Below are 23,643 nucleotides of genomic sequence, written 5' to 3'. Positions count from 1 at the left end.
CGTCGTATTTAGATACAACTTAAGATATATCTTTTCGTGCGAGCAAGGATTTTCTGACCCGAAGACGACGCCAGCGACGAACGGTGCGTGGCAGTGAGTCTGGAAACCTCATCGATACGACCATAACTAAAAAGTTAAAGTCATCACTCTATTAATCGTTGAGCTTATGTTCTAATTTGCACTCGGCCCCCCATTCTTCTTGCTGAAGTTGCTGTATGGTTTTTCAGAGAAAAGTGTCGGTAGTCTATAACTTACAGTCATTGTTTTATATTTGAAGATTTTGTTCTTTTTTCTTTCCAGTTGCAGGGGTGATTAACTACGCGTTCGTGGGAAGTTGCCTGCTTACATTCAATGGCGAACAGTCGATCATGCCCCGGCGTTGAAACTTCAAAGCCACACCGTCGATATCGGCCGGCGTTGTTTGAACTTTCAATGCTCAATCTTATAAAGACAGGGTAATGAACGATGTTCAAGAAAATCGCACTCGCTGCTCCACTGGCTGTTCTGGCACTGGGTTCTTCCATGGCGTTTGCTGCCGGCGAAGCCCGTCACTCCATCAGCCTGATCGCTCACGTTCCAACCAATGGTTTCTATGTGGTTCCGGTCGATCCGGATCTGGTCAACAAGGACCAGGACATGAGCTTCAGCCCGATCACCGGCAGCATGAAACCGGTCAACGGCTTCTTCGACACTCGTAACAACAACGGCTCGGTGCATGGTTACCTGGAAGGCGTGCCGAAGCTGGTGGGCGGCTCGAGCATCATTGATCTGGAGGTCAAGTTCAACAACGTCGTGCTCACCCAGACACCGCAACTGGTGGTCGGTGAAACCGAATCCAATGTGAACTATCGCGCACCGATCAGCATCACCGCCAAAGGCTCCACTTTCACCCCGGGTGATTACACCGGCGCGGTCACCATGATGTTCGATGCCGTGGATCCGGTACTCGGCTCGCTCTAACGTCTGGAAGTAACAAAATCCGGCTGACGGACGTTTCTGTCAGTCGGACTTCTTGTCTGTTTGCAATCAGAGTAACTGTTCATGTTCCCGATGACGCCCATCGCGGCTGCACTTGCGTTGCTGTTTTGTGCCGCAGCCATGGCGGCTCCTGCCGCCTCTGGTACGACACCGCGAAGTTTATTGGCGCAGGCCAAAGGTTTGCCGGCGGATTTTGAAGAGCACTTTTTTGATGTTCCGCTGGCGGTACGGGTCGAACTCGACCAACAGCCTCTGGGCGAGGCCATGGTGGTGCTGTCCCGTGACGATCGCCTGACGCTGCTGGAATTCACCGACACCAGCGACAGCCGTTTCAGCGCCTTCGAGCGGGACGTCTGGGCCGACTATCTCAAGCCCGGCGTCGCGCTGGGTGCCTGTAGCGGACGATGCCCCGAGCAGATGCTTGCGCTGCACTACAACCTGGAAAGCTCGCTGGTGTCGATCGTGACGGCCAATGCCGAACGTGACACCGAGGCCAAGCGTTTCCATGAGCAACCCGAGGGTGGCAGCAGCGGCCTGATCGTGCGTAACCAGCTCAACCTCAATGGTGGCCAGGATCAGGATCTGGGCGGGCGCTTCGGCCTGGCGGCCAGCGGCAGCCTGGGCAACTGGACCCAGACATTCAACATGCAGCTGGCCCGCCTCGGCGGCCCGGACGACAAGCTTTATCACGCCGTCCATGAGCTGCACACCCAGCGCGAACTGCAGGGCAGTTTCCTGCGTCTGGGGTATTTCACGCCGGCCTCCGAAGGCCTGATGCGCCAGCCTCGTTCCTTCGGTGCCAGCCCCGACACCACGGTCGGGGTGATGTATGGCAGCTCCGACAGTCTGGCAATCAATTCGCCTCAGCCCAGCGTGTACCCGATTTACGTCACGGCCAACCGTCAGGCGTCGGTAGAGATCCTGCGTGACGGTTTGTTGATCAACACCCAGTCGGTGCCTGCGGGCCTGCAGACCCTCGACACGCGTCCCTTGCCGGGCGGTATCTATGACGTGGAGGTGCGGTTGATCGAGGACGGCCAGATCACCTCGACCACCCAGGAGCTGGTCTACAAGCCGAACAACTGGCGCAATCTCGATGACCGCTGGCGCTACAACCTGTTTGCCGGTGAGGAAAGCAAACTGCTGAGCAACTGGGACAACCAGGTCACCGGCGATCCCACGGCCGGGGCTTCGATCAACTATCTGCTGCACCCGCGCATGATTCTCGGCCTGTCGGCACGCCAGATACGCGACACCTTGCAGTACGGCACGTCCATCGATTGGACGCTGGCCAACAGCGTCAGCCTGTTCGCCAACATCTATGAAACCCAGGACCATGGCACCGGCCTCGACCTGCAAGGGCTGTACAACTACGGCGCCGGCAGTCTGGTGGTCAGCCATAACCGCAGCTGGCTCGACACCACCGATCTCTACGAAACCCTGCCGGATGGCACGCGGATTCGCCAGCGCAATGTGTTCGTCGGGCAGACCAGCAACTCATCGCTGGCACTCAACCATCGACTCGACAGCCGCAATTCGCTCAACGCCCGGGTTTCCCACAGCGATGGCAACACCGAAGGCGTCGGCGTGGATCTTGGCTGGACCCAGCGCACGACGCTGTTGGGCAGCGACGCCAACTGGCGTCTGTCGCTGTTTGACCGACCGGGCACTTTCAGCAGCGGTGACGAGCGTAATCGCGGGGTCGATCTGAGTATCAATCTGGCTCTGGGGCCGCCCGGCCAGCAGATCACCGGCAGCATCGGTTCGCGCACCGCCCGTGAAGGCGGGCGTGACAACAATGCGTCCCTGGGCTGGCGCAAGGACTTCAAGGATCACGTGCTGCAGAACGTGTCGGTCACCGCGCTGAGCGACACCTATGGCGTGGGCCTGTCGAGCCTGGCGAGTTTCCACACGGATGTCGTTTATGGCGACGGATTCGTGCAGCGCTCCTCCTACAACGGCAATTTTACCGGTGGCCTGAACCTCGACAGCACGCTGGTCATGGGCGCCGACCAGATGATCCTGACCAGTCAGAGCGAAACCCGCGGCGCGGGGATGATCGTCGACGTCGAGTCGGACATCGATGGCATCGCCCTGCGCGCCGACGATTACAGCGGCGGCAGTGCGGCGTTGAAACCGGGGCGCAATTTCATCCCGATCACCGCGTACCAGAACAGTTCGGTGAGCTTCGACTTCCAGGGTAATCACGCCCCGGCCGCGACCATTGAGCCGGCACGAACCCGTTACCACATGAACAAGGGCGGGGTGGAGTACCGCAAGGTACGGGTGATGAGAACCCTGACTGTGCTGGGTCGGTTGGTCGATGCCCAAGGCCGGCCGCTCAAGGGCCATCACGTGATCAACCACGCGAGCCGGGGGGTGACGGAAGTCGATGGCTTCTTCTCGATGGAAATGAACGCCGGGGCGCCAACCCTGGAAGTGCGTCAGGGCAACCAGTTGCTGTGTCAGTTCCGCCTCGATGCGAACAGCCATCGCAGTGAAAACAACGTGTTGATGATCGGTGATCTGCGGTGCACCCCGGACACCCTGGCCGATGTCACTTCTACCGAGCAGAAGGCGGGTTGAAACCATGAAAAAGATGACGTATTGGCTGGGGCTGCTGACGGCGCTGAGCGCCTCGCAGGCAGGGGCGGCGAATCAGGAAATCCGTGCCTTGTTCCAGCCTGATCCTGCGCATCCGAACAAAAATGTATTCATCAACCAGACGCCCAACAGCGGTTATTGCGCGGTATGGCCGGATCAATGCGTCGACAACCAGATGTTCAGTATCGAGTTGCCGATTCGTTTCACTTCCAGTCGCTTCATGACAGCCGGTTTTCCGCTTTCACTGAAGGTGCCAGCCAACTGGAGGCAATTGACAGTCACCAACCGGGACACCCAGGAAACCGAAACCGTCGAAGTGCGGGTCATCGGCATCGGCTCCGATTTTGTGCTGAGCGATACGGCCGCCAATCTGGTCGGAGTATCGGACATCCTCGAAGGTCATCAAAAACTCTGGACCACCAGCAGTTGGGTTTACGCGCCGGCGCCCTGTCAGTACAGCGGCGTGGGTTCCTACACGCCTTCGACGTATCGGTTTTTCTGGAAAACGCCGGTGGAAGCAAGCTGTACCAAGGTAACGGCTTTCCTGATTCCGGGGATGGCTTTCAGAACGATGGATTTCGCTTACGAACTGCGCACGCCCAATCCGCTGGGCATGTCGTCGGGGCTCTATACCGGCTCGTTGTCCTACACCCTTGGTCCCGGTGGTGATTTCGATCTCGGCATGCAGATGTACCCGGACGACAGCAACCTGACTCTGGATTTCGTACTGGATGTACAACACACCCTGAAGGTCGATCTGCCACCGGGAGGCAATAAAGTGACGCTGGAGCCGGCCGGGGGCTGGCAGAGCTGGCTCGACAGCGGCCGCAAGCCGACCAAGATTTTCCGCGATCAGCCTTATTTCCTCTCGGCGTCGTCACGCTTCAAGGTCCGGATGACGTGTGACTCGCTGGGTGGTGAGGAGTGCAATTTGCGCAGTCCGACAGGCCGATCCACCAAAGCGACCGTCAAGCTCAGTGTGCCGGGGGGAATCGTCGGCCCGGGTGGTGGCGATGGCTGGTCGGGCACGCTGCGCCACAACTCGTGGATAGGCCCTTTCCAGCCCACCCACTATGTGGATCGCAAGCCCGGCAACCTGCATTTTTCGATTTCTCAGCGGGACATCGAGTTTCTATTGCAACCCGGCGTCAACGACACACTCACGGGGCGCATCACCATTATCTGGGACTCGGAAGTCTGACCCTCCGGATCAACCCCTTACATCTTTCAAAAGGTTGAAGACGATGACACGCCTGTTTCTGCTTTCACTGCTCGGCCTGCTTGGCGGACCCGCACTGGCCGGGCCGCAGATCAATGTCGGCACGGTGTACGACTATCTGGATGGCGACAAGAGCACCTACCTCAAACGTGTATTCAACAGCGGCGACAGCACGGCCTTCGTCAAGGTCAACGTGCTGGAAATCGTCTATGACGATCAGGGCAAGCCGCAGGAAGTCCCGATCGAGACGGCCACCGACGGCGCGTCGCGCAATGGCCTCATGGCCAGCCCGGCGCGGTTGATCGTGCCGATCAAAGGCATGCAGGGCACACGCCTGCTGTACATGGGCGAGCGGGATCGCGAGCGCTATTTCCGGGTGCGTTTCGTGCCGGTGGTGCCTGAAAAGGAGGATGAATTCGTGGTGAGCGAGCAGGAGCGTGACGCGTACAAGGAGGGGTTGTCGGCCGGGGTCAACCTGATGACCGGTTTCGGCACGATCTTTTTCGTACGGCCCAGGGACGCCCGGTTCGAGACCGTCGTCAATGAAACGGGCGATCGCTATGAGCTGCGCAACAGCGGCAACACCGTGGTCATCGTCGATGAGTTCAAGAGCTGTTCCCTGAGTAACGAAACCGACTGCGGCGCGACCACCAAGCACCATATCCTGGCCGGCAAGACGTTTGCCTTCGACAAGGAGAAGGGCCGCGAGTACCGCTTCAAGTTGATCGAAGGCGACAGCAAAAAAGACTTGAAGGTGACGAGCCGCTGACGGCGGTTTCCATTGACGCGCCAGGTAAAGAACATGAACAAGCAATGTGCCGTCCTTGCATTGATGGCAATCACCGCACTGACCAGTCACCTGACATGGGGGGCCCGCGAGGAACACGTTTTCGAGGTGTCCCTGACGATTCCAAGTCGGCCGTTCTATATCGTGCCCGCCGAACCGGACTGGATCCACCGGGTCCAGCGCCTGGTCTGGAATCCCGGCAGCGAGACGCTGAGCACGCTGAGCAAGCACTTCGATGTGCGGCATGACTCCAGCGCTATAGAGGCACGTCTGGACAGCCCTGCGCATCTGTCGAACGGCAGGTCGAGCGAGGACATCTGGCTGAAGGTCACTTTCAATGGCGTAGTGCTCGGGCCTGAAGTGCCTTCCCGACTCGTGCTGTCACAGGAGGAGGCGGCGGTGGGCAAGCGAGTGCTGCTGGAGATAGAACCGTTGAAACCGACCGGAGGATTCCGGCCGGGGGATTACAGCGGCACCGTGATGCTGCTGTTCAATGCCAGGGCACCGGGAGCGTGATCCCGGGCCTGGCATGGCGTTGCGAAGGGTGTTGCGCGCTTGCCTCACGTACACCGGTCGAAGATCAGATCCCGGCCCGGGCCATGGCTTCGCGGGTCAGGCGTCTGCTCAGTCCCTTTTCCTCGTAACCGATGTCGCGTTGCAGGCTCTCGTAGACGGCATCGGTCAATGGCTCCTCCGTCAGGACCTGGTCCAGCGGGATGGACAGTTTGTCCGCCAGTTTCACCAGGCTTTTCAACAGGGTCTGCTGCTCGCTTTGGCTGGGTGCCTGTTGCCATTCCCGGCGCAATGACAACAGTTCCAGCCGGTCATGGAACAGCGCGGTGTTGCGGGCGAAATCGCTCGGGTAGGTCTGGCGCAGATAGCGATCCCAGAACGGTTGTTCGATCATTTGATTGACCAGCCCGTCGCCGGCTTCAGCTGCAATGATCTTCCCGTAGGCTTTGTCGATCGCCTCGTCAGTGACGCCTGCCACCGGGCGAAACCTCATGGCCTCGGACTGCCAGGGCAGATCCAGACGCCTGGCCAGTCCGGTTTCATACGCCAGATGCACCTCGACCTGATCGGGGTTGCTGTCCGGCCCACGTGCCTTGATATCGGCACGGGCAATTTCACCCACTTGCTCAAGGCGCGCCGACCCTTTGGCCAGCGTCACCAGTCGGGCTTCGGTTTCAGCGAGGGTAGTGGAGAAGCTCAAGGCTTCCGTGGCCAGCACTTTTACCCCCATGTTGTTGAACAGCTGGGCGCCGGCGTCCTCACAGCCCTCCGGTTCGGTGGACATGAGCAACAGTTCTTCGCGCAGCATCGGGTCGAGTGTCATGGCGTCCACCATGCGCCATACGCGGTCGGTCAGTTGTGCGCGAGCGCGTCCCCCCTGGCGGTAGTCGGCGGAACGGGTCAGGTCCTGGATGACCTTGAAAAAACCTTCGGAATCCGGCTCGTTAATCAGTTCATGCCAATCTTCTGCGCGGTGGATACCGATGCCGGGTGATTCGCTGTACAGCGATGCATCTTCGTCGGGCGTCCATTTCTCCAGCAGATCTGCGGCAGGCAACCGATACTTGACGGCAGGCATCAACCCCACGGACTCCCGGTACTGTTCGTAAGTCATGCGAAGGTCGGGCGGCAGTTTTTCCCGGTCGACTCGGGTACGGGCGATGAGAAGGGCCTTGTCCGAGCCTGGGGCGACGTCGGGTATGGAACGCAGCCGGTTTCTGCGCAGATCGAGGAAAAAGCCCTTCGGTCGGGCAAGACTGAATACCCCGGGCGGCCAGGCCTTGAGATCGGTATTGGACAGGTTCAGGACCTTGAGCCAGGGCATGCGCTGCACGGGCGGCGGGTCGCCCAATGGATTGTTGTCCAGTCGCAGGATTTCCAGGCGTTCGAGTCTCTGCATCTGCCCGATGGCGGACGGCGTCAGCTCGATCATGTTGTCACTGAGTCGCAGGGTTCTGAGCTGCGTCATATTGCCGATGTTCTCGGGCAGGCTTCGCAAGCCACAGTTCCTGGCACTGAGTTGCTGCAGATTGGGAAAGTTCTTGAGCAGACCCCCTGACCCGGACGAGAACTGTTGGGCATCGAGGCTCAGCGTCGTGATTTGCTCCAGATACGGTTTGAGTTCCGGCAAGGGTGGCCACCAGCGTTCGAGATTGTGCGGCAGTAGTTGTGAGGACAGGTCCAGGGTGTAACCGCCCTCCAGGCGGGTGCCGCGTTCGCCGAACACCTCGCCAATCCTGTCGAAGCAATCCACCAGACGCTCCATGATCAGCCGACCGCCCTTGCGCTCGAACTCCCAGTAGGCGTCGGGCAGGCGGCCGGCGTCGTCCGGCTCGAATCCGCTCAGATGGCGTTGGCGCCAGTTCTCCAGGGTGTTCCTCAGGTTTGTCCGCTCAAGCTTCAGCCGTTCGATTTCCTGGTGGGGATCGCCCTTGGCCTGCAACGAATGGGTGAAGGCAGCCACCTCACCCCGGTCAAAGTGCGGATAGAGTTCCTGCACCTTGGTTTCGACGGTTTTCTCGGTGAACGGCCAGCGTACCTTGGACAGCCCCTTGCCCTGCACCAGCAGTTCGGTCTGCCGTGGCACGAACGCCCGCAGGGGCGGCCGGGCAAGCAGTGTCCGGCGCTCGGCGGGTGTATGGGCCTTGGCCATCACCCATTGCCTGAACAGTTCCCCTTGCCCCGGGCGATAGCCCAGTGCGTTGCGTTTTGTCACCGGCAGGGCTGACAGGACGGCTTCATAGAGACTGTCGGCACCGTGGAGCAGCCTGTTCTCGCCGTCGTGCACCTCATAGCGGCCATGCTCGTCCCTGACCAGGATTCGCACGGTGGTCGCGTCTTCGGCCCCGGCACGGCAACGCAGCGGTCCTTCAGTGGTGCCGTCGCGTACTTCGATGCGCAAGTCGGCGAAAGCGTCGACATGCAGTCGCAGGGCATTGAGGGCCAGGCGCTCGGTATCGGGCACCAGTAATGCCGGTTCGTAGAGGCCTTCGACGGCACGGGCCGCCCGCGCTTCGAAGGCACTTTCACGGGCCAGGTTCTTCAGGCGCAGGGGAATGCGCTGCTGTTCGGACATGAGCTGTCGTTCCGCAGGCGTCGCCTGCTCCAGCAGGGGCTGAGCGACCGCCGATGGCAGTTGCGGGAGTCGGCGCTGCAGCAGATTCACCTGCGGATTGCCGGAGCGGTTCCTGAGTCGGTACTCGTAATCGAAAATCTCGGGGGTTCGCGCCTCGACGGCTTGCGCCATCCGATTGCGCAGCGCCTGGACCTGCAAGTCCTGGGGGTAATGTCTGCCCAGCACGGCGGTCATGTCGGATTCACTCAGAAAACCGGGCAGACGCTCCGGCAGCCGGCCAGCCATCAGGTCGGCAAGACTGATGTCCAGCATCTTGTCGGAGGGCGCTGCGGCGTTGCCGTACTGGCGGTGGCTGCCGGTCAGGTCGGCTTGCTCGAAGACTCTCAGCCCTTTATCCGCCGGCCATCCCGGCAGGTTCGCCGCGATGGTTTCAAACCAGTAGGAGTCGGCGGGCAAGGGTTGCCCGTGACGCACGAGCTGGCTCGCACCGCGGGTTCGATCCCAGGTATCGAAACGGGCGACGGTGTCGGCCAGCAGCGGTGGCGGAGCGGCGTTGTCGACATGCATCCGGCGTAATGAGTCATCCGGCGTGCCGCTGATGCGGCGCAGTGTTTCCAGCTCGGCGGGCGTGTAGTCATCGACGGAATGCCCGATCCGTCGCATCAGGGTCGATCCTTCCCAGTCCTGTGGCCGTTCGCCTTCGTGGACCCAGGCACCCAGGCCGTTGTGGCGCAATTGGGGAGCGTAGGCTTGTGAGCGCGTCGGGTGCAGGATTCGATATTGGTCGCTGGAGATGTCGTACAGCACCTGGTAATGCTTGCCCTCCAGGGGCAGGACGGTTTTGCCGGCGACCTGGTGCAGACCGAGGGTGTCGGGTTTCGATGTCGGGTTCGGTGCCAGTGTCGGTTGCTCATAGGGTGTGAGATCCGGGTGCCAGAGGCGGGTCTTGCCGTCGAACGAGCGCACGGGCCTCATCCCTTCGATCAGCGGTGAAAGCTTCAGGCGAAAGGTGTTGCCGATCGTCACGCCGGCGCCGAATGCCGCCAGTTGCAGGACGTCGGTCACCACCCCCAGCACATGTTCGCCCACTTCGGCGAAATGCCCCTCAGCCAGGTCCACCATGCCTTCGACTGCTTCGTTCGTAAGCTGGTACGCGGTATAGGCGAGCATGAGTTCGCCCAGAAACGGTACGAAAGGTGTCATCACCAGCAGCGCTGCATTGAAGATATCCGAAGCGATTTTCTTGAAGTTTTCCCACCAGGCCCAGCGCGCCTGGCTGTCCGCGTCGGCAGTGGGCACCGCGATGCCCCGGGCGTCATTGAGAATCTTGTTCAGTCGTTGCTGGTAAAGGTGAGTCCACAGCGGCTGGTTGATCGGCGGGGCGCTGAACTGCAACTGGGGATTGCTCACCGGAGTTTCGCGCCAGGACGGCCGCGGATCGCCCGGCTCCCTCGGGTACCACTTGACGTACGTGAGACGTTGCTCGAGGTCGGCGAAAAAATGTCCGCGTTGTTCGTGATCGACAAACTGGCTGAAGAACTGACGGTAGGTCATGCCGGTCGATGGCAGGACGTTGTTGTCGCGCAGTTGCCGGCTCAGTTCGTTCATGAAATCGGGGATGGACGGGTATTCCTTGAGCGGATGCTCGGGGTCGTGAGGCACATAGGCGATCATTTTCTGTGAGCGCTGCGGTGTATCGGGGTCGGGCCTGATGATCAGGATCCCGGTGAGCGTGAGGTCCATCATGCCCAGATCGCAGAGCTGCATGGATTGCTGATCGAGCTTCAATTGCTGCCGACCTTCGAGCAGTTCGCGGACCAGTGCGTGCCCCTGACGGCTGATGTCGTTTTTCGCCAGCGCGATGTGCGCGGCAGCCTTGAGCGCCGATTGCTGGCTGCGCTGGACCTGGAGTTTCAGATAGGCAACAGAGACCGGGTCCCGCTCGAGCAGGAACGTTTCGAGGTGGGCCTTGTACTGCGCGCCGATGTCCAGTTCGCGGCACAGCGCCTGAAACTGGCTGACACTGATCCGGCTATTGATCGGTGATACATCGAACAGGTCGCGCGCAGGATCGGTCTTGACGACGAAAGCCGAGTCTTTTGCGAATGTTTCGTCATAGGCGAAGTTATGAAGGGCCGCATCGAGGAGCGACACGGTTCTTGCGCTATATCCTTTTGAAACTTGAATCACCCACCAACTGCTTTCCTTGGGGACATACAGTCGCAAACAGGTGTTTTCGACGTCGACATTGATTTTGTATTGCTCAAACAACTTTGCCCGCAACAATGGCTCGGCGAATGCACGAATGTCCTGCAAACGCGACAGTATCCGGTCAACCTTGTTCTGCGTGCTCCAGGCCTTCTTGTTGGCGCTGTCCAGGCGTTCGGCATGGTTGGCCGGCAAATCGGTCATCCACATATGACGATGCAGCGGAACATGTCGCAATGCATTGTTTCGATGCCAGCGCATATCAAGATAAACAGCGTCGATACGCGATTTTATCAATTCGTAATGTTGCCCTTTGTATTCATTTATTGCAGTCATTGGTGAAGCCTTGAATAAGTCGTGAGTTTTCAGACTAACGTTCAAGACTCGGAATGATTAGTTCAAAAGCCTGTTTGGGAATGCTGGGGTTTATCGCGGATCCATTGAATATTGATATGTATAAAACATATAAATAACACCCCGGCTTTGAATCCGTTTCAAGTGCCCGTACTCAGTGCCGCCACCGCTGTGTTTGCAGGGGGCAGGCACTGCGAGTCGCTGCCCGGTTGCAGGTACGGCATCAGGATCGGTGCCATGCCCTTGAGCACTTGCACCGGCAGGGCCGAGGTGAATTTGAAGTTCTCGGCCGAGCGCCCCGGAACGAACGCTGTGAGCGTGCCGAAATGGTGGTCGCCGATGTAGAACACGAAGGTCGCCGTGCGGTTGATCGACTTCGAACTGAGAATCCGTCCTCCGGAGCCAATCGCTTCGATCCGGTTGTCGCCTGTGCCGGTCTTGCCGCCCATGGTCAGCGGTGTTCCATCGGCCAGTTTGAAACTGCCGGAAACACGTTTGGCGGTTCCCGAGTCCACCACTTGCGACAGCGCTTCACGCATCGCCGTGGCGACTTCGGACGGCATCACCCGTTTGCCCACATGAGGATCATTGACCAGTTTCGTTTCGTAAGGCGTGCCAGCGGCAAAGTGCAGGCTGTCGATGCGCAGGGTCGGCATGCGCACACCGTCGTTGAGGATGGTGCCGATCAGTTCGGCCAATGCGGCGGGGCGATCCCCGGAGCTGCCGATGGCGGTGGCCAGCGACGGCACCAGGTGATCGAACGGGTAGCCGACTTTCTGCCAGCGCTGATGAATGTCGAGGAACGCTTCGATCTCCAGCATGGTGCGGATGCGGCTGTCACGTGCGCCCTTGTGCCGGCTTTTGAACAGCCAGCTGTAGACTTCCTGGCGCTCGAACTGGCTGGCCTTGACGATGTCCTTGAAGGTCGCATCGGGGTGGTTGAGCAGGTAGCCGATCATCCACAGGTCCAGCGGGTGAACCTTGGCGATGAAGCCCTGATCCGGCAGGTCGTAGGTGCCGGGGCCGTAGGCCAGATAGAGCCGCTCCAGGCGTTCGTCGGTGAGTTTCTCGGTAATTTTTACGCCCTTGAGGTGCGAGCGCACAAAGGTGTTGAAGTCCTCCTGGCTGGCGTTGGGCAGCAGGTAACGGTGCACGGCGGCCATGCGGATCGGGGTCGGGCGCATGCTGTCGAGGAAGGTATCGAGCCGGGCCTGGGTGTCCTTGTTGCGGTACTTCTTCCAGAACTTGAGCAGGAACGAGGTGCCCTCGCGATCGGCGAACGAGGCGAGGTATTCCTGACGTCTTGGGTCGCGGTCGTCCTTGAGCAGCTCGGCGCTGTTGTTGGGGCCTGAGTAGGTGGTGTAGCGCACCAGATCGCGCATCAGGCGAATGAACGGCAGGTTGATCGATTCGCGCAGGGCATCGCGCAGGGTCGGCAGGCGGCCGTTGTCTTCCTTGCGAAAGTTATGAAACGTGTGCAGCCCGCCACCGGTAAAAAAAGCTTCGCCGGGACTGGCCGAGTATTTGCGATCAAGGGCTGCGCCGAGCAATTTCGACAGATCGCGATCCTTGTTCTGGATCAGGTAATCGACCACCCACCGGCTCAGGCGATCCTGTTCAGGGACCTCGACTTTCTTCAGCTCCGGCACGCTCATGGCGGCGTATTTGTCATGCAGCTCCGCGATGATTTGCAGGTAGGTGGTCAGCACCCGCATTTTCGCCGTGGAGCCCAGCTCCAGTTTGCTGCCTTCGTTGATGTCGAACGGCTGATCGGTGCTGTCGGTCTGCACCCGCACACGTGAACCGTCCGGGGTCAGCTCGAACAGGGTGAAGCTGTAACGCACCTGAGTAGTGCTGGTGGGCGTCAGCAGGCGTTCGCCCATCAGGCCGACTTCGGTCGCATAGGCCGGGTCAGCCAGTCGTTTCAGATAGGCGGTGGCCTGGGTTTGCAGCTCGCCTTGCAGGGTGCTGGTGGCGGAGAGGTCGAGGCGGTCAAGGTCGTACAGCGGACGGTTGAGCATCGATGCCAACCGGCTGCGGGCGACACTGATGCCCTTGTTGGTCTCGATCGGTTGAATCGTCGGCTGGGTCTGCCAGTCGCGATAGCTGATGGTGCTGGCCAGCGCGGCATCGGCCAGGGCGGCGTCGATCACACCGTTCTGTTTGAGCAGGCGCAGGTGGCTGTTTGTCAGTTCGACCAGTTCCTCGCGGCCCTTGGTCAGGTAATGCGAAGGACGGCGCTGAGCGATCATCAGCGAGAGCATTTCGCGCAGGGCCAGGCCCTTGTCCGCCATGGACTGCGGATCGGTCGCCGAGCTGGAGAGTTTGCGGTTGGCCTCGTTGAAATCGGCGCCGTACCAGACCCGCAGGCCCTCGGCCATGCCGTGCACTTCGCCATGTCCCGGCACCGCCGACAGCGGCACGCTGTTGAGGTAATCGCGAATGATGTTCTGCCGCGCCGGCAAGGTGTCCGGGCCGCCCTGATAGGCGCGCACGCTGGCGGAAATCATCTGGCGGATTTTCTCCGCACCGGACACCGTCAGCCCGTCGGGCGAGTGGCGGTATTTCTCAAGCTGGGTGGCCAGGGTACTGCCGCCGGCCGACTGCCTTGGCAAGTGCAGCAACTTGGCGACCTGCGACCACGCGGCCATGCCGAAGCGCGGCCAGTCCACCGCCGGGTTGGCCAGCGGTTGCTTTGGATCGAGCAGAAAACGGTTTTCGATGAACAGCAGGCTGTTGACCACCACCGGTGGAATCGAATCGAAACTCGCGTACAGCTGCTGCGGATAGTTGTACTGATACAACGGCGCTGCGCGGCAATCGGTGATCGACAGCCCGGCCTGGATCTTTTCGGAATAGGGCACGAACAGGCCCTTGTCGGTGTAGTTGAGCAGGGCCGGGGAGAAGCGCGTCTGCTCGGTGATCACGTAGTTGCGCTTGAGCAGCCGTGGCAGGAACTCGTCCAGCGAGCTGTAGCCCAGGCGCAGGTCGAACGGCCCGTTGCCCGGATAGCGGATCGCTTCGCTGGGCCCCGGTTGCAATTCGTACTTGAGTTTGGCGGCGTACTGGCTGACCTCGCGGGACTGAAAGCGCGAGGTGCGCATTTCCTTCATCGCGGCCAGGCCCACGACAATCGCGATGATCACCACCAAGAGCCAGAAAGCCTTCCACCCGTGCCGGTTGCGGCGGGGTTTTTCAGGTAAAGGCGCTTCATCCACACGTTCAGTCGGAACCACTTTTTCACTCGAATCGGTTTGCCACAAAGCGCCCATAGTCGATTGATCCATTCACGCAGATTGATCGGACTTGTCTGAAGCTTAGTCGGTGGTTGGCGCGGGTGAAAAAATTGTGAAGGCGGGACCCTGAACAAATCTGCACATCCGGCTGCAACCCTCCGGCAAGTGATCGCAGGCCTGAAAAGTCCGGAACAGAGAGGTCCTGAGGCAGCTGCGACTTTGGTCGCGGCATGACGTTGCACCATTGCTGTGCAATACTCGGCGCCCATTTGCGCCGTGAATAATCCTCGAAATGCAGGATGGTTTGTCTCGTAAACCTCGCAATAGACGAGGTTTAAGTCTGAATCAGATGCCTTATAGAGTGAAAAAACCTGTCGCAAGCTTTTTATACTGCACGCCCCGCTGATCCCGCAGGTTGCTTCTGCGGGACGGTCCTGCCCACGAAGAAGGGCCGGTTTTCCTCAGGCGCAGGCTTATCGGCCGACGTCTGAACACTCGGTGGTCACATCCAATAACAAGACGAGGAACTCCCCCATGCCAGTCGGCAATCACCCGCCCCATGGCGAAACCGCTCAAGGCGGTCCGCTCAAACGCGAACTTGGTGAACGGCATATTCGCCTGATGGCGCTCGGCGCCTGTATCGGTGTCGGTCTGTTTCTCGGTTCGGCCAAGGCCATCGAAATGGCCGGCCCCGCGATCATGCTCTCGTACATCATCGGCGGTCTGGCGATCCTGGTGATCATGCGCGCCCTCGGCGAAATGGCCGTGCACAACCCGGTTGCCGGCTCTTTCAGTCGCTATGCACAGGATTACCTCGGCCCGCTGGCGGGCTTTCTCACCGGCTGGAACTACTGGTTCCTGTGGCTGGTAACCTGCGTCGCCGAAATCACCGCGGTGGCGGTGTACATGGGCATCTGGTTTCCCGATGTGCCGCGCTGGATCTGGGCGCTGGCGGCGCTGGTCAGCATGGGCTCGATCAACCTGATCGCGGTGAAGGCCTTCGGTGAATTCGAGTTCTGGTTCGCCCTGATCAAGATCGTCACCATCATCGCCATGGTGCTCGGCGGCATCGGCATCATCGCCTTCGGTTTCGGCAATGACGGCGTGGCGCTGGGGATTTCCAACCTGTGGGCCCACGGCGGCTTCATGCCCAACGGCGTGACGGGCGTGCTGATGTCCCTGCAGATGGTGATGTTCGCCTACCTCGGTGTGGAAATGATCGGCCTGACCGCCGGTGAAGCGAAGAACCCGCAGAAGACCATCCCGAATGCAATCGGCTCGGTGTTCTGGCGGATCCTGCTGTTCTACGTCGGCGCGCTGTTCGTGATCCTGTCGATCTACCCGTGGAACGAAATCGGCACCCAGGGCAGTCCCTTCGTGATGACCTTCGAGCGTCTGGGCATCAAGACCGCCGCCGGCATCATCAACTTCGTGGTGATTACCGCTGCACTGTCGTCGTGCAACGGCGGCATTTTCAGCACCGGGCGCATGCTCTACAGCCTGGCGCAGAACGGCCAGGCGCCGGCCGGATTCGCTCGCACCTCGAGCAACGGCGTACCGCGTCGGGCGTTGCTGCTGTCGATCTTCGCCTTGCTGCTGGGCGTGCTGCTCAACTATCTGGTGCCGGAAAAAGTCTTCGTCTGGGTGACCTCGATTGCCACCTTCGGCGCGATCTGGACCTGGGTGATGATCCTGCTGGCCCAGCTCAAATTCCGCAAAGGCCTGAGCGCCAGCGAACGTGCGGGCCTGAAGTACAAGATGTGGCTGTTCCCGGTCAGCTCGTATCTGGCGCTGGCGTTCCTGGTGCTGGTGGTCGGCTTGATGGCGTACTTCCCGGATACTCGTGTGGCGCTGTATGTAGGCCCGGCGTTCCTGGTGCTGCTGACCGTGTTGTTCTACGTGTTCAAGCTGCAACCGAAGGATTCGGTACAGGGCGCGATGCGTTCGGCTTCGTAATTCGTTGTCGCTGAAACCTGAAAGCCCCGGTCGAAAGTCCGGGGCTTTTTCATGGGGGTGAGTTGATGCCGCTGGTCTGAAATCAGCGCAAAAAACGACCTCTGATTCAGAGTCATGTTCGAAGGTTTATCTACGTTGTTTCCCGCGCAGCCGTGAACAGAGGCGCAGGTATGAGGATCAGCGATTTTCTCGTAAGAGAACTCGGCCGCCGTCAGGTCGTGCTGTTCTTCCTGCTCGCCACGCTGCTGTACATCCTGCCGCTGATCCTCGCCGATTTCCCCTACATCGACGACAACTGGCGCACCCTCGCTGCCGGCAACGCCTGGGCGGGGCAGGGGCGGTTGTTCATGGATTGGCTGTATCAGGCGCTGAGCTTCACCGGCGCTGCGCCGAATATTTTTCCACTGCCGCTGTTGCTCGCCACCGTAGCGATGTCGTTCGCTCTGACCCGGCTGACCTTCCACTATTTTCCCGAACCGACGCTGGCCTGTTGTCTGGTGCCGTTGCCGCTCTGGTACAACCCGTTCCTGTTGCAGAACCTGTCCTATCAATACGACGGCGCCGGCATGGCCCTGAGCCTGGTCGCGGTGATTTATGCAATCACCTTTTGCGGCGCTTCACGCATTCAGCGATGGCTGGTGCCATCGGTGTTGCTGGCGCTGGCGATCGGGTTGTATCAGATCAGCCTGAATGTGTTTCTCGGGTTGTGCTGCCTGGAATTGCTCAGGAATGTTCACCGGCGAGTGCCGTGGGATGAACTCTGGCACCGGTCGGGCTGGCGGCTGGCGCAACTGCTGCTGGCAGTGTCGATCTACAGCGTCACGGCTTATCCATTCACTGACGCCGGACGCACGCAATTGCTGAATGCGAGCGCTGACCCGTTGCTGCAGATCGGCGTCAATATCGGTCGGGTGATGGAGAAGGTTGCGCTGCTGTTTCACGGCGGGTACACGGTAGTTTTTATTGTTTTGGTGCTGTGCGCCGTGTTCGGCGCCGTGCAATTGGGGCGGCATATTCGTGAGCGCAAAATGTCCCGCGCCAAGGACTTGCTCCTGAGCTTCAGCTGCCTGCTGGCATGGTCGCTGATTGTGCTGCTGGTGCCGGGCATGACGCTGCTGTTTCGCGATTTCAACGAAGGCGCGCGCACCTTGATGGGGTTCGGCGTATTGCTGATGTCGCTGTTCTATCTGGCCCATCTGGGGTGGGCACCGTTGCATCAGCGATTACCCCTGATGCTGGCGATTCCGCTCCTGGCCACGCTGTCACTGTCCTTTGCTTATGGCCGGGTGCTGACGATGGAAATAACCTTCGCCAGCAGTGCTCTCTACAGCCTCAGCCACGACATCTCATCCCATCGCGAACTGCGCGAAGCCAAACGGATTTATATCTCGGTGACGTACTCCGACCGCTGGCTCGCGGGGGCGCAGGGCACGTTCAAACGGCTGCCGGTGCTGCGCTACCTGCTGAACGTCGACTATTTCATGCTCGCCGAAAACCTGGCCTCGGCCGGTATCACCAACGTGGTCGCAGAACGCGAGCGGCGCAACGCGACCCACGCCGGTCTGATGGGCTATCCACCCTTGCTGGACAGCCTCTATTACCGCCTCTACCTGATCGGCGACTACGGCTTCATCGTCATGAAAGAGCCGCCCCACGGGCGGTTATTACAATGGTGACCGTTGGTCAGAAACCAGCGCCTACCTGTAATTTCTGACAGTAGACCGCACCCGTACCTTGCCCTAGCGTGAAAGCCCCGCCCGTTGCAGTGACAGCAAGGATTGACGATGAGGATCTTGTGGAAAGGATTTCCCGCACAAACGGCAATCGGCCTGGCCGCAACGCTGGTCCACTGGCAGGTTTTTTTCGTACTGACCAGTGCGGTTCAGCTCGATCAGGCGGCAAGCAACTTCGCTGCGTTTTGCATCGCCGCATCCTTCGCGTTTTACATGAACGCGCTCTACACGTTCGAGACCGGAACGTCGGTGCTGGCGTACCTGATGTTTATCAGCGTGATGGGGGCGTTGAGTTACGGCACAGGTGTGATCGCCGATGCATGGAGTCTGCCCGGACTGGTGACGGTGTCGGTGTTTTCGCTGCTGGATCTGTTGCTGGGATACAGCTTTTTCCGATTTGTATTGTTTCGCCGTTCTCGAACCTGAAAGCGCCAGCCTGGCCCGACTGGCGCTGCGAAACTGATTAGGCCGCCGCGATTTCCTGCGGCTCAAAACTGTCCGCCCGCGCCATCTGCCACATCCGCGAATAGAACTCGCCGTTCACTTCCCCGGTGAGCAATTCCCCTGGCTTCAGGAACACGTGCAACTGCGAGAACAGTTTGATTTCGGTCGCTGACATGCGCCGCACCAAATGCTTGGCCGACAGTTGCGACGGGTGATCGAGGCCGGCGGCGGCGAGCATTTCCGCCAGGGCCTTGAGCGTATTGCGGTGGAAGTTGTAGACCCGCTGAGCCTTGTCCGGCACTACCAGTGCGCGCTGGCGCAGGGTGTCCTGGGTGGCGACGCCGGTCGGGCATTTGTTGGTGTGGCAGCTTTGCGACTGGATGCAGCCGATGGCGAACATGAAGCCGCGCGCCGAGTTGGCCCAGTCGGCACCGATGGCCAGCACGCTGGCGATGTCGAAGGCGCTGACGATCTTGCCGCTGGCGCCGAGTTTGATCTTGTCCCGCAGATTCAGGCCGACCAGCGTGTTGTGCACGAACAGCAGACCTTCGCGCATCGGTACGCCGATGTGGTCGGTGAATTCCACCGGTGCGGCGCCGGTCCCGCCTTCCTTGCCGTCGACCACGATGAAGTCCGGCAGGATGCCGGTTTCCAGCATGGCCTTGGCGATGCCCATGAACTCCCACGGATGACCGAGGCAGAACTTGAAGCCCACCGGTTTGCCGCCGGACAGTTCACGCAGTTGCTGGATGAAATGCATCATTTCGATCGGCGTGGAAAACGCGCTGTGGCGCGACGGCGAGATGCAGTCTTCGCCCATCAGGATGCCGCGGGTGTCGGCGATTTCCTGGGTCACTTTGTGTTTGGGCAGAATCCCGCCGTGACCGGGTTTGGCGCCCTGGCTCATCTTGATTTCGATCATCCGTACTTGCGGGGTCTGCGCCTGGGCGGCGAAGCGTTCCGGGTCGAAGCGGCCGTCGCTGGTGCGGCAGCCGAAATAGCCGCTGCCCAGTTCCCAGGTCAGGTCGCCGCCATGTTCGCGGTGATAGGGGCTGATGCTGCCTTCGCCGGTGTCGTGGGCGAAGTTGCCGAGTTTCGCACCCTGGTTCAGCGCGCGGATCGCGTTGGCACTGAGGGAGCCAAAACTCATGGCCGAGATGTTGAACACCGACGCCGAGTACGGCTGGGTGCACTGCGGGCCACCGACGGTGACGCGGAAACTGCTCGGGTCGCTCAACGGCGCCGGACGCATCGAGTGGCCGATGAATTCGAAGCCGGACTGATAGACGTCGATCAGGGTGCCGAACGGTTTGTCGGCGGTTTCATTCTTGGCCCGCGAGTACACCAGCGAACGCTGGGCGCGGGAGAAGGGCAGGGCGTCGCTGTCGGATTCCAGCAGGTACTGGCGGATCTCCGGGCGGATGCCTTCGACCAGATAACGGATATTGCCCAGGATCGGATAGTTGCGGCGCACCGCGTGTGGGCTTTGCAGCAGGTCGAACAGACCGATCAGGCTCAATACGCCAGTGACGGCGGTGATCGGCCACAGCCAGTCGTGTTCGAGAAAGGGCAGGCTGGCGAGGGTGAACATCACGCAGACGGCAAAGAAGGCGTAGCGGCTCAGGAGTGACAGGCTCATACGGTTTCCTTGGTTCGGACGGTTTTTTTTTGCGGCAGTCAGGCGTTCTGCGCCTGCAGAAAGATCGAAAACAGCTCCGACTGGGATTTGATCCCCAGCTTGCTGTACATGTGTTTCTTATGGACTTTCACGGTTTCAACAGAAATTTCCAGCTTACGGGCGATTTCTTTACTGGAGCAACCGCTGAGCATCAGGCGCCCGACGTCCAGTTCCCGGGCGGTCAGTTGCGCGCCCTTGAGCTGCTGCACCGACGCTTCGAGCTGCACCCGCCAGTCCGGTTGCGCAGGCGCCGGAGCCAATGCCACGGTTTCGTTGATTTCATAGGGCAGGCGCTGGCGCAACAGGCCGAGCACCCACGGCTGGATCAATGACAACAGGGCAATCTGCTCGCCGGTGAAGCGTTGCTGGCTGCCCAGTGACAGACACAGCGTGCGGTCGCCCTCGAGCTGGCAATTGAACTGGATTTCGTCGGCCACCACATTCAGACGAAAGTATCGCTGGTAATACTCGGTCAGTTCGAAGTGCTCCGGCGCGACCTCCGACAGGCGATACATCCCGGTGCGCGACTGCTCGCGGCAGGCGATGTAGAACGGGTCGAGCAGGTACAGACCGCGCAGGTAATCCTGAAACAGCTGATCGGGACTGCCGTCGGCGCCGGGGCATTCGGCGAACACCTGCGGGTGGCGGTCGGCGCTGAACAGCAGCGCCACCCAGCTATCGAATGGCACGTACTGGTCGAGCAGACGCACCAGTTGCGCCCAGAAATTCGGCTTGTCGAGGGCGTCGATCAACTGCCCGACGGCGCGGTGCCAGGTGATGTCGTCAAACGAAAGAGTCATGCCTCTACCCCTATCGGGTTACCCCGGCCGCGTAATTCCCTGGCCGGTCGAATGCGAAGCATACTGGCCCACAGACAGCCGCCGGGCAATCTTTCGGCGCCCGGCGCCCATAACAAGGACTGCCCATGAAAGTCGAACTCGCCCAACTGGCGGGCCGTGACAAAGACACGGCGTACAACCTCGAACGCGCCCTCGCGGCGATTGCGGCCTGCGCCGCCGACACGCAATTGATCGTGTTCCCCGAGACCCACCTGATGGGCTTCCCGACCGCCGCCACCGTGGCGCAGATCGCCGAGCCGCTGGACGGCCCGACCGTCAGCGCTGTGCAGGCCGCCGCCCGCGAACGCAACCTCGCCGTGGTGATCGGCATGGCCGAGAACGACAACGGCCGCTTCTACAACACCACGCTGCTGATCACCCCCGAAGGCATCGCCCTGAAATACCGCAAGACCCATCTCTGGGCTTCCGATCGTGGTGTGTTCGAGGCCGGCGATCGTTACGCCACCTGCCTGTGGAACGGTGTACGGGTCGGCTTGCTGATCTGTTACGACATCGAGTTCCCCGAGTCGGCCCGTGCCCTGGCGCAATTGGGTGCGGAGTTGCTGGTCGTGACCAACGGCAACATGGACCCGTACGGCCCGACCCACCGCACCGCAATCATGGCCCGCGCCCAGGAAAACCAGGCGTTTGCGTTGATGGTCAACCGGGTGGAAGCCGGGGATGACGGGTTGATGTTTGCCGGCGGCAGTGCGCTGGTGGATCCGCTGGGCACGCTGCTGTTCGAGGCCGGGCGTGAGGAGGGGCGGTTCAGTGTCGATCTGGATTTCGCTCAGCTGGAGCTGGCGCGCAAGGATTATCGGTATCTGGATGACCAGCGGTTGAGGTTGCCGGGGGAGGTGGTGGAGCGGGATGGCGGTGTTCGGGAGTTGCTTATTCCACACCGTTGAACCCCAGCCCTCACCCTAACCCTCTCCCGGAGGGAGAGGGGACCGACCGAGGTGTTCATTCGAAGTACGTCGACCTGAGGAATCGAGTCGAACTCAGGATCTGAAAAGCATGGAGATCTGCTCCCTTTCCCCCTCTCCCCTCTGGGGAGAGGGCTGGGGTGAGGGGTGGATTTTGACGTTGACGCACCTTTAAGCCTTACCCAAAAAACAACAACGCAACACCCGAAACATTCGCCGAACTCGGCCTCTGCCATAAATCCAATAAAATCCGGAGTAAGTCGCCCATGGCTCGTTTGCAACGCACCCTTTCGCTAGGGTCGGTGGTGCTGTTCGGCATCGCCTACATGACGCCGATCATTGTCCTCGGCACATTCGGCATCCTCGCCCAATCCACTGCAGGCATGGTGCCCGCCGCGTATCTGGCGGCACTGGTGGCGATGTTTTTCACCGCCATGAGTTACGGGCACATGGCCGCCGCGTTTCCGGTGGCCGGCTCGGCCTACAGCTACGTGCGCAAGGCCATCAGCCCGAAACTCGGCTTCATCGCCGGTTGGGCGGTGCTGCTCGATTATCTGTTTCTGCCGATGGCGATCTGGCTGATCGGCGCCGCCTACCTGGCTTCGGCGTTCCCGTCGATTCCGCAGTGGATCTGGGTACTGGCATTCATCGGCATCACCAGCGCGATCAACATCATTGGCCTGAAACTGGCCAACGGCATCAACGCCTTGCTGATGCTGGTGCAGTTCCTGGTGCTGATCGCCTTCGTCGCGCTGTGCGTGCATTACGTCGGCGGCGATGCCAGCACGCCGCTGTGGTCGATCAAACCGTTCTTCAACGGCGACATGCAGATGCCGCTGATCATGAGCGGCGCGGCCATTGCCTGCTATTCGTTCCTCGGCTTCGATGCGGTCAGCACCTTGACCGAAGAAACCCGCGATCCGCGCCGCACCATCCCTCGGGCAATCATGTTGATCACCCTGATCGGCGGGCTGATTTTCGTCGGTGTCTCTTATTTTGTGCAGATCGCCCATCCGTCGTTCCAGTTCGACAGCGTCGACTCGGCGGCCTACGAAATTGCGCGCAACATCGGCGGTGATATGTTCGTGTCGATCTTCCTCATCGGCCTGATCGTCGGTCAGTTCGCCTCGGGCCTGTCGGCGCAGGCCAGCGGTTCGCGGCTGTTGTTTGCGATGGGCCGTGACGGCGTGTTGCCGAAGTCGTTTTTCGGCACTTTGCACGAGCGCTTCGGTACGCCGGTCAATAGCATCCTGCTGTGCGCCGTTGTCGCGTTGCTGGCGCTGAAACTCGACGTGACCACCTCGACCTCGTTCATCAACTTCGGCGCGTTCCTGGCGTTCAGTCTGGTCAATCTGTCGGTGATTTTTCACTACTGGATCGGCGGCGAGAAAAAAGGCCTGCGCGAACTGGTGCTGTTCCTGGTTTTCCCGTTCATCGGTCTGCTGGCGGACTTGTGGCTGATGGTCAGCCTCGATCACCTGGCGGTGTATCTGGGCCTGAGTTGGCTGGCGATTGGTGTGCTGTATCTGGCGGTGCTGACCGGTGGCTTCCGTCGCCAACCACCGGAGATGGACTTTCAGGAAGCGGCCTGAT

The 23,643-nt window shown here is 60.3% G+C and carries 14 protein-coding genes; 10 read left to right on the top strand and 4 right to left on the bottom strand.

Annotated elements, in window-relative coordinates; translation table 11 throughout:
- Positions 1-465: 465 nt before the first annotated feature.
- From PDR5_RS23255 to PDR5_RS23235, 5 genes are all read left to right on the top strand, one after another.
- Entirely contained in the window at positions 466-960 is a 495-nt protein-coding gene (locus PDR5_RS23255; protein ID WP_064599207.1) for a CS1 type fimbrial major subunit, read from the top strand.
- An 81-nt stretch (positions 961-1,041) separates the two neighbouring features.
- Complete coding sequence (locus tag PDR5_RS23250) at positions 1,042-3,564, top strand: CS1-pili formation C-terminal domain-containing protein (protein WP_064599205.1); 2,523 nt, start codon at positions 1,042-1,044, stop codon at positions 3,562-3,564.
- A 4-nt stretch (positions 3,565-3,568) separates the two neighbouring features.
- Positions 3,569-4,783, top strand: a complete 1,215-nt coding sequence (locus PDR5_RS23245; RefSeq protein WP_064599204.1) for a hypothetical protein — start codon at positions 3,569-3,571, stop codon at positions 4,781-4,783.
- 43 nt (positions 4,784-4,826) lie between these two features.
- On the top strand, positions 4,827-5,570 hold the full coding sequence (locus PDR5_RS23240; protein WP_064599201.1) for a hypothetical protein: 744 nt from the start codon (positions 4,827-4,829) through the stop codon (positions 5,568-5,570).
- Between the two features lie 33 nt (positions 5,571-5,603).
- Positions 5,604-6,104 (top strand): CS1 type fimbrial major subunit, encoded by a 501-nt coding sequence (locus PDR5_RS23235; RefSeq protein WP_172829505.1) that lies wholly within the window; start codon positions 5,604-5,606, stop codon positions 6,102-6,104.
- 64 nt (positions 6,105-6,168) lie between these two features.
- On the opposite strand, the gene PDR5_RS23230 is transcribed toward PDR5_RS23235, so the two are convergent.
- Positions 6,169-11,088, bottom strand: coding sequence for an NEL-type E3 ubiquitin ligase domain-containing protein (locus PDR5_RS23230; RefSeq protein WP_237233751.1), 4,920 nt, complete (start codon positions 11,086-11,088; stop codon positions 6,169-6,171).
- A gap of 290 nt (positions 11,089-11,378) precedes the next feature.
- Positions 11,379-14,510, bottom strand: coding sequence for a transglycosylase domain-containing protein (locus tag PDR5_RS23225; protein ID WP_064599195.1), 3,132 nt, complete (start codon positions 14,508-14,510; stop codon positions 11,379-11,381).
- A gap of 498 nt (positions 14,511-15,008) precedes the next feature.
- On the opposite strand from PDR5_RS23225, the gene PDR5_RS23220 reads away from it, so the two are divergent.
- The 3 genes from PDR5_RS23220 (at position 15,009) to PDR5_RS23210 (ending at position 18,589) form a co-directional block, all read left to right on the top strand.
- Positions 15,009-16,430: an amino acid permease gene (locus PDR5_RS23220; protein WP_011335773.1), complete on the top strand. Its 1,422-nt coding sequence runs from the start codon at positions 15,009-15,011 to the stop codon at positions 16,428-16,430.
- A gap of 170 nt (positions 16,431-16,600) precedes the next feature.
- On the top strand, positions 16,601-18,106 hold the full coding sequence (locus PDR5_RS23215) for a glucosyltransferase domain-containing protein (protein WP_064599193.1): 1,506 nt from the start codon (positions 16,601-16,603) through the stop codon (positions 18,104-18,106).
- A gap of 108 nt (positions 18,107-18,214) precedes the next feature.
- Positions 18,215-18,589 (top strand): GtrA family protein, encoded by a 375-nt coding sequence (locus PDR5_RS23210; RefSeq protein WP_064599191.1) that lies wholly within the window; start codon positions 18,215-18,217, stop codon positions 18,587-18,589.
- Positions 18,590-18,626: 37 nt separating this feature from the next.
- Here the strand turns inward: PDR5_RS23210 and PDR5_RS23205 are convergent, their stop codons facing one another.
- Both PDR5_RS23205 and PDR5_RS23200 read right to left on the bottom strand, forming a co-directional pair.
- The gene (locus PDR5_RS23205; RefSeq protein WP_064599190.1) at positions 18,627-20,246 is read right to left on the bottom strand and encodes an FMN-binding glutamate synthase family protein; all 1,620 of its coding nucleotides are present in this window, start codon (positions 20,244-20,246) and stop codon (positions 18,627-18,629) included.
- Positions 20,247-20,284: 38 nt separating this feature from the next.
- On the bottom strand, positions 20,285-21,085 hold the full coding sequence (locus tag PDR5_RS23200; protein WP_064599188.1) for a helix-turn-helix transcriptional regulator: 801 nt from the start codon (positions 21,083-21,085) through the stop codon (positions 20,285-20,287).
- A 125-nt stretch (positions 21,086-21,210) separates the two neighbouring features.
- On the opposite strand from PDR5_RS23200, the gene PDR5_RS23195 reads away from it, so the two are divergent.
- Together PDR5_RS23195 and PDR5_RS23190 are read left to right on the top strand one after the other, a co-directional pair.
- Complete coding sequence (locus tag PDR5_RS23195) at positions 21,211-22,032, top strand: carbon-nitrogen hydrolase family protein (RefSeq protein WP_064599185.1); 822 nt, start codon at positions 21,211-21,213, stop codon at positions 22,030-22,032.
- Between the two features lie 284 nt (positions 22,033-22,316).
- Positions 22,317-23,642 carry an APC family permease gene (locus PDR5_RS23190; RefSeq protein ID WP_064599183.1) on the top strand — a complete coding sequence of 442 codons (1,326 nt, stop codon included), beginning with the start codon at positions 22,317-22,319 and terminating at the stop codon, positions 23,640-23,642.
- Position 23,643: the final 1 nt, after the last annotated feature.

This window comes from Pseudomonas sp. DR 5-09, assembly GCF_001655595.1.
In the GTDB taxonomy this organism is placed as follows: domain Bacteria; phylum Pseudomonadota; class Gammaproteobacteria; order Pseudomonadales; family Pseudomonadaceae; genus Aquipseudomonas; species Aquipseudomonas pharyngis.
This window is presented reverse-complemented; position numbering and strand designations above follow the sequence as displayed.

Coding starts and splice junctions, on each gene's coding strand:
- PDR5_RS23255 (WP_064599207.1), top strand. CDS start 466: ATGTTCAAGAAAATCGCACTCGCTGCTCCACTGGCTGTTCTGGCACTG.
- PDR5_RS23250 (WP_064599205.1), top strand. CDS start 1,042: ATGTTCCCGATGACGCCCATCGCGGCTGCACTTGCGTTGCTGTTTTGT.
- PDR5_RS23245 (WP_064599204.1), top strand. CDS start 3,569: ATGAAAAAGATGACGTATTGGCTGGGGCTGCTGACGGCGCTGAGCGCC.
- PDR5_RS23240 (WP_064599201.1), top strand. CDS start 4,827: ATGACACGCCTGTTTCTGCTTTCACTGCTCGGCCTGCTTGGCGGACCC.
- PDR5_RS23235 (WP_172829505.1), top strand. CDS start 5,604: ATGAACAAGCAATGTGCCGTCCTTGCATTGATGGCAATCACCGCACTG.
- PDR5_RS23230 (WP_237233751.1), bottom strand. CDS start 11,088: ATGACCGATTTGCCGGCCAACCATGCCGAACGCCTGGACAGCGCCAAC.
- PDR5_RS23225 (WP_064599195.1), bottom strand. CDS start 14,510: ATGGGCGCTTTGTGGCAAACCGATTCGAGTGAAAAAGTGGTTCCGACT.
- PDR5_RS23220 (WP_011335773.1), top strand. CDS start 15,009: ATGCCAGTCGGCAATCACCCGCCCCATGGCGAAACCGCTCAAGGCGGT.
- PDR5_RS23215 (WP_064599193.1), top strand. CDS start 16,601: ATGAGGATCAGCGATTTTCTCGTAAGAGAACTCGGCCGCCGTCAGGTC.
- PDR5_RS23210 (WP_064599191.1), top strand. CDS start 18,215: ATGAGGATCTTGTGGAAAGGATTTCCCGCACAAACGGCAATCGGCCTG.
- PDR5_RS23205 (WP_064599190.1), bottom strand. CDS start 20,246: ATGAGCCTGTCACTCCTGAGCCGCTACGCCTTCTTTGCCGTCTGCGTG.
- PDR5_RS23200 (WP_064599188.1), bottom strand. CDS start 21,085: ATGACTCTTTCGTTTGACGACATCACCTGGCACCGCGCCGTCGGGCAG.
- PDR5_RS23195 (WP_064599185.1), top strand. CDS start 21,211: ATGAAAGTCGAACTCGCCCAACTGGCGGGCCGTGACAAAGACACGGCG.
- PDR5_RS23190 (WP_064599183.1), top strand. CDS start 22,317: ATGGCTCGTTTGCAACGCACCCTTTCGCTAGGGTCGGTGGTGCTGTTC.